Annotated in this window: 7 protein-coding genes; all 7 read left to right on the top strand. The window is 58.9% G+C overall.

Features of this window, described 5'->3' with window-relative positions; genetic code table 11:
* On the top strand, nt 1–1,168 hold a 1,168-nt coding region (nifS, locus tag ABIC09_RS37205; RefSeq protein ID WP_354112409.1), incomplete at its 5' end, for a cysteine desulfurase NifS.
* Nucleotides 1,165–1,389, top strand: a complete 225-nt coding sequence (gene nifT / locus ABIC09_RS37200) for a putative nitrogen fixation protein NifT (protein WP_354112408.1) — start codon at nt 1,165–1,167, stop codon at nt 1,387–1,389. The genes nifS and nifT, both read left to right, overlap by 4 nt.
* A 657-nt stretch (nt 1,390–2,046) precedes the next feature.
* Nucleotides 2,047–3,603, top strand: a complete 1,557-nt coding sequence (nifB, locus tag ABIC09_RS37195; RefSeq protein ID WP_354112410.1) for a nitrogenase cofactor biosynthesis protein NifB — start codon at nt 2,047–2,049, stop codon at nt 3,601–3,603.
* 15 nt (nt 3,604–3,618) lie between these two features.
* A complete protein-coding gene (locus tag ABIC09_RS37190; protein ID WP_084462149.1) occupies nt 3,619–3,843 on the top strand; it encodes a 4Fe-4S binding protein in 225 nt (74 codons plus the stop codon).
* 1,076 nt (nt 3,844–4,919) lie between these two features.
* Complete coding sequence (locus tag ABIC09_RS37185; protein WP_279691463.1) at nt 4,920–5,237, top strand: nitrogen fixation protein NifZ; 318 nt, start codon at nt 4,920–4,922, stop codon at nt 5,235–5,237.
* Nucleotides 5,237–5,491 (top strand): nitrogen fixation protein NifZ, encoded by a 255-nt coding sequence (locus ABIC09_RS37180; RefSeq protein WP_279691462.1) that lies wholly within the window; start codon nt 5,237–5,239, stop codon nt 5,489–5,491. Before ABIC09_RS37185 ends, ABIC09_RS37180 begins: the two co-directional genes overlap by 1 nt.
* Nucleotides 5,488–5,847, top strand: a complete 360-nt coding sequence (locus tag ABIC09_RS37175) for a DUF3024 domain-containing protein (protein ID WP_354112407.1) — start codon at nt 5,488–5,490, stop codon at nt 5,845–5,847. Before ABIC09_RS37180 ends, ABIC09_RS37175 begins: the two co-directional genes overlap by 4 nt.
* Nucleotides 5,848–6,136 lie beyond the last annotated feature (289 nt).

Below are 6,136 nucleotides of genomic sequence, written 5' to 3'. Positions count from 1 at the left end.
CGCGACGACCCGTGCAGATCCTTTGGTGGTCGCGGCAATGCTGCCGTTCTTCTCTGCGCAATTCGGCAATGCGTCGTCCGCGCATGCATTCGGCACTGAGGTTGCGCCCGCATTGAAACAGGCGCGCCGGAAGCTGCAGCGCCTGATTGGCGCCGCATTCGATCATGAGATCGTCTTCACCTCGGGCGCGACTGAATCCGACAACACAGCGATCCTATCCGCGCTCGCCGTGCAGGAGGGACGCGACGAGATCGTCACGACCGCCGTTGAGCATCCGTCCGTGCTGTCCCTTATCAAGGAACTGGGCCGACGCGGAATCAAAACCCATCTGATTCCGGTCGATGCAAGCGGCAGATTGGACATCGAGGCTTATCGCAACGCATTGTCAAAGCGCACGTCGATCGTCTCGGTCATGTGGGCCAATAACGAAACCGGTACCATTTTTCCGGTGAAATCCCTCGCCAAGATGGCGCGCTCGGTCGGCGCGCTCTTTCACACCGACGCCGTCCAAGCGGTCGGGCGGATTCCGATCAACCTGAAGACTACGGACATCGACATGCTTTCGCTCTCGGGCCATAAGTTCCATGGCCCGAAGGGAATCGGCGCCCTGTACGTGCGCAAGGGAGTCGAGTTACGGCCGTTGATCTTCGGCGGCCCACAGGAGCGGCGTCGCCGCGCTGGTACCCAGAACGTTCCGGCAATAGTTGGGCTGGGCAAGGCGGCGGAACTCGCTGCGGCACACCTCAAAAAAGAGCAGATGAATATTGGCGCCCTTCGCGATCGGCTGGAGCAAGGCATTCTTGCTCTCGGTTGTTGCATGGTGCTTGGTGAAATCAAGAACCGTTTGCCAAATACGTCGAACATTGCCTTTGAGCATCTCGAAGCAGAGGCTATCGTGCACCAGCTCAACCGCAACGGAATTGCCGTCTCACTCGGTTCGGCCTGCGCGTCCGGCTCGATGGAGCCGTCCCATGTGCTCAGCGCCATGGGCGTACCACCGGCCTTTGTCCGCGGTGCGGTTCGCTTCTCGCTCTCGCACGAGACCGCGCCGGATGAGATCGATCGTGTCCTGCAAGTTCTGCCGGACATCACTGCCAAACAGAGAGCCTTGTGGCGTGCGTGTCAGGAGCGCGCGGACGCGAGTTCGCAACCTGCGGAGCTCCTATGAAAGTCATGATTCGTCGTTCGCCGGAAACGGGTCTTTCGATTTATGTACCTAAGAAAGATCTTGAGGAGCCGATTGTCGAATGGCAGCACGAAACGCTGTGGGGTGGTTGGATCAGGATCGCGAACGGTTGGGTGCTCGACCTACCCGCTATGGCGAGTGACACCAGGCTACCAATCACCATCAACGCCAAGAAGCGCGGAGGCGAAGCAACTGAAGAATGAATGCTGCGATTCTATGGAACCTCGTCAAACGGGGGGATATCCAGGGAAGTTTTGGCGGGCTGCGGTCCGAGCATGCCGGTCCCCCCCGCAAGCGCAGCTTCTGAATCTGATCGGCATCCACAACCGCACGACCTAGAGCTGCCCACCGAGGCGCGGGACGGACGGTCGAATTCGTGCGCGTCGGTACCTGGCCATCGGGGTTATTGATAGTTCTTCCGGAATGTCACCCAGCGGCCCCCTGATCTTCCACGGCGTAGCTCGCTAACCGGGCTGGTTGGTCTGCATCTACGAAGAATCTCAGGCGTCCTTCAAAGCGTCTCGAAAGTCTTTTGCAGATCGTGCTTTGCAGAGCGTCACATTGTGGCGAGAAGATCAACTTTCAACGCTCGCCACCCGCTCTGCTCTTTGCCAGCGGCATAGGTGAAGCAACCTACCCGTCGTCAAAACCACGTTGCCAACGCTCGTGTGATCGCAACCTCTGTCAGCTTTCCAACATGACTTGATAAAACTGACATTCGAGCAAGCATTGCCTAACGGCTTGAAGCCAATCACAAAAGTCATTTTTGGCAGGCATGGCACGCCAGTTGCTCTTGGCTTTCAGAAACGACTCTGGGGATGCCTGCCGAAAGGGTTCGGTTTGCGAAGAGAATTGGAACGATGAGTACTTCAGCGCAACACCAGGTCTCCTGCGGATGCGGCGAGATCCGCGAGACTCTGCAAGTCACGGGTAAGCAGCAGGGCTGCGGTACAATCGGCGGCAGCGGGAAGGCGGGCTGCGGATCTCAGGCGGACATCGGCAATTTGCCAAATGAGGTCTGGGAAAAGGTCAAGAACCATCCCTGCTACAGCGAGGAGGCGCACCACCATTATGCCCGCATGCATGTCGCGGTCGCACCCGCTTGCAATATCCAGTGCAATTACTGCAATCGTAAATATGATTGCGCCAACGAATCGCGCCCGGGCATTGCCAGCGAGAAGTTGACGCCGGAGCAGGCCGCCAAGAAGGTGCTAGCGGTCGCCTCCGCGATCCCTCAGATGAGCGTCGTCGGGGTTGCCGGCCCTGGCGACCCCCTGGCGAATCCAGACAAGACATTCAGGACGTTCGAGCTCATCGACAAGCTCGCGCCAGATATCAAGCTCTGCCTCTCCACGAACGGTCTTGCGCTAGCCGATCATGTCGACACGATCGCAAGACTCAAGGTGGATCACGTCACGATCACGATCAACATGATCGATCCCGAAATTGGTGCAAAGATCTATCCCTGGATCTTTTACCGCCACAAGCGCTACACCGGCATCGAAGCGGCAAGCATCCTCAGCACTCGGCAGCTGCAGGGCCTGGAGATGCTCACCGCCCGCGGCATCCTGTGCAAAGTCAACTCGGTGATGATTCCCGGGATTAACGATGAGCATCTGGTTGAGGTCAATAGGGCTGTGAAGTCACGCGGTGCCTTCCTGCACAACGTGATGCCGCTGATATCGTCGCCCGAGCACGGGACCGTGTTTGGCCTCAGCGGGCAACGCAGCCCGACGGCACAGGAAGTGACAGCGCTACAGGATAGCTGCGAAAGCGAGATGAACATGATGCGTCACTGTCGCCAGTGCCGGGCCGACGCCGTCGGACTGCTCGGCGAGGACCGCGGCGCAGAGTTCACGATGGAAAAGATCATGGCGATGGACATCAAGTACGACGAGCAGCCCCGAAAGGAGTATCAGGCCAAAATCGAGAAGGCGCGAGTTACAAAGTTCGCGGCTACGCAGCAGGAGCTGGCCGGGCTCGCCATCGCTTCCAGCGAAATCAAGGTGCTGGTGGCGGTTGCAACCAGGGGCTCGGGATTGATCAACCAGCACTTCGGTCATGCCACGGAGTTCCAGATCTACGAGCTCTCGACTTCAGGCGCAAAATTCGTCGGCCATCGTCCTATCCATCCCTATTGCCAGGGCGGCCATGGCGAGGAGAGCAAGCTCGAAATTGCCATCGGCGCCATCAAGGATTGCCATGCCGTATTCGTGTCAAAGATCGGCGGCTGCCCCAAAGCCGAATTGATCGAGGCCGGCATCGAGCCGGTCGATCAGTACGCCTGCGAGTTCATCGATGCCTCCGCGATCGCCTGGTTCAAACTCTATCTCGATAAAGTCAATGAAGGGAAGATCAAGCACGTTGAACGGGTCGATCCGGCAGCCCGCAACAACGCCGTGATTTCCGCCGCCTGAGGATGGGTACAGATAATGCCGTTCAAGATCATCGCCTCGCAGTGCACGGGCTGTTCGGCTTGCGAAACGCAATGCCCAAACCTTGCTATTTCCGAGGTAGCCGGCGCTTTCCTGATCGATTCGGAGCAATGCACCGAGTGCGCCGGCTACTTTGACGAACCGCAATGCGTGGCGGTTTGTCCGGTTGACAACACATGCGTGCTCGACACAGCACTGCCACGCTATCGGGCGCCCCCTTGAGGACCACAACATGGATGTGACCACCACACAAACGGCTCAGAAACTCGCGTGGATGATGCTCGGCATAGACGAAGGGCCCGGCCGCGGCTTACGCCTTCTCAGACCGGATGGACGGTCCGGTCGTCGAGTTTTTCGCGAGCTACCAAGGCATATTCTCGCGACGCGATCGTCGACGGAACGCGTCCGGCTATGCCGTCGAGCCGAAGGCCGCCGTCTTGAGCGTCGAGGATCGATTTCGCCGATGGGTCTACCAAGAGCGGACTCGTCTTCCGCGACACCAATCCAATCACCTGGCGATCATTGAACAGGCGACATTCATGCCCGAGGCCTTCTTCAGTTCACCATCCGAGAGCCGAGTCCTGTGTTGCTCGCGCGTTGTGGAGGCGGTCGAGCACCGTCCCAGGGCGGCAGGGCCAGCCTATCACCTCGATGGCGTTTCCGACAATGCAGCTGCGCCAAGCCAAGGCGTTCGCACCCGATTACATGCTGCGAGACGAACTTCCTGGCGTCCGGCGCGGTCCGCGCCAAGAAGCCCGAGTTGGGCTGCCACGAGAGCACCTCGCGTGGGCACTCCTGTTCTCGCTGAAGAAGCAGTTGGAGATGCCTCTCCGGCAACTCAAGCAAGGACGGCGGCTGTCGAGGAACTGCTGGGGCTCGGTCCCGCGCACAAGATTACGGCCTCGTTGTTAGGCACGCTCGAGCGTATGGGCGGGATCGGGAGTGATGAACTCCACGATGCCGTCAGTTGCCGGGGTAATCAAGTCGATTCTGGCGGCTGTGTGCATCCCGCGCTGAAGTGCGCGGCTCGCTGCGAGCTCAAGCACGTCTCCGTCGGTGCCGCGTCAAGTGCTTCTTCAACATCAACCATTGGCTCACGAATGCTTATCTCGAGCATGTTGATTTTAAGTTTGCAGGGCTTGATGTTACCGCACGGGATCCCGGCACCGTCATGAAATGCCTGATTGCATGCCGCGCGCGGTGCGGCGATGGGTTGATCGAGGATCGTGATGGGGCGCTGGTAAGGTCGGGCGCTCGCGAGGCACGGTACAGTTGAAGCACGGAACGGGGACGACAGCATGAGCAACATCGCCCGTGATAGTGACATCGTCGAGTTGACGGACGCGCCCTTCTTTGATTATGGCGACAAGGTGCGCGCCAACCGCACCATTCGCAACGATGGCACTTACGTGGGTAAGGAGATCGGTGAGGTTTTGGTCAAGAAAGGGGAGCTTGGCTATGTCGTCTCGATCGGCACGTTCCTGCAACAATTTTATATATATGGGGTCGAATTCCTCGATTCCGGCTATCGCGTCGGCATGAAATGCAAGGAGCTCGATCTAGTCACGCGAAGCCACAGAGGCGAGGAGCCTTGCTTGTCAGGAGGGGCACCCTGATGATTGAACCGAGGTTGCCAAAATATCGTTCAGGCCAACGGGTCAAGGCGGCAATCGATCTGCTCAACGACGGTTCCTTTCCCGACGCGTCGGCGGAAGAGTGTCTGGTCAGCGTCGGACAGATTGGTGAGATCGTCCAAGTCGGTCGCCATACGGAAGCGAACCGACCCATCTATATGGTCGACTTCGGCAAGCAGTTGGTGGTTGGCTGCCTCGAGGCAGAGATCTCCTCAGTCCACGACATCGCGCAATGAACGCCGCCATCATCAGACGCCATCATTCCGGATTGCCTGCGCATCCCAACGAGCTCGACCGGTGGCGGATCGTGCGCGCGCTGACGAGGCGCGAGCGCTACCGATATGTCTCGCCAAAGGTGACAGCGGTTGCTAGCGGCTATGTTGTCGAGAGCCCGTGCTGCTCAGGCAATATCGATGCGGAGGGAGGCCTCGTCGACGTCGCGCTGTTGCACCACGATAGGACCGGGGCGGCATGGCAGCTGTTCCGCAAAGATCACGGCAAGGGCGTCTGGGAGTGGCATTCGACCCATCAACGGCTTTGCGCGGCGACAGCAGTTCTGAACGCCGACCCTGAACGTTTGTTCTGGCAATAAGGATCCAGAGATGGTGCTCGAAGGCGAATTGACGAATATCGAGCGGACGCTCGCCGCCATTGATACGGCGTCTGCGCCCTGCCTCACGCTCCGGCAGAAATTTCCACATCTCGCCTGGATTAGTTGCCAGGCCTCCGACATAACGCAGACTCCTTTCCGGCGCCTCGGACAGTTCGAGCTGCATCTGCTCGACACTAGAGCGTTAGCCGATCAGGTTGCAAGTACCCTGCGGCCACGAAGTAGTTTGTGGATTCTGCGGGCGTGTAGGTGTCGACGATGCGACCAATAG

Source organism: Bradyrhizobium sp. S3.12.5 (assembly GCF_040548225.1).
Classification (GTDB): Bacteria; Pseudomonadota; Alphaproteobacteria; order Rhizobiales; family Xanthobacteraceae; genus Bradyrhizobium; species Bradyrhizobium cytisi.
The sequence above is the reverse complement of the archived record's forward strand: the minus strand, read 5'-3'. Positions and strand labels throughout refer to the sequence as shown.

Excerpts from the sequence above, each read along its gene's own strand:
- ABIC09_RS37185 (WP_279691463.1), top strand. The coding sequence starts at position 4,920 with ATGAGCAACATCGCCCGTGATAGTGACATCGTCGAGTTGACGGACGCG.
- ABIC09_RS37175 (WP_354112407.1), top strand. The coding sequence starts at position 5,488 with ATGAACGCCGCCATCATCAGACGCCATCATTCCGGATTGCCTGCGCAT.
- nifB (WP_354112410.1), top strand. The coding sequence starts at position 2,047 with ATGAGTACTTCAGCGCAACACCAGGTCTCCTGCGGATGCGGCGAGATC.
- ABIC09_RS37190 (WP_084462149.1), top strand. The coding sequence starts at position 3,619 with ATGCCGTTCAAGATCATCGCCTCGCAGTGCACGGGCTGTTCGGCTTGC.
- nifT (WP_354112408.1), top strand. The coding sequence starts at position 1,165 with ATGAAAGTCATGATTCGTCGTTCGCCGGAAACGGGTCTTTCGATTTAT.
- ABIC09_RS37180 (WP_279691462.1), top strand. The coding sequence starts at position 5,237 with ATGATTGAACCGAGGTTGCCAAAATATCGTTCAGGCCAACGGGTCAAG.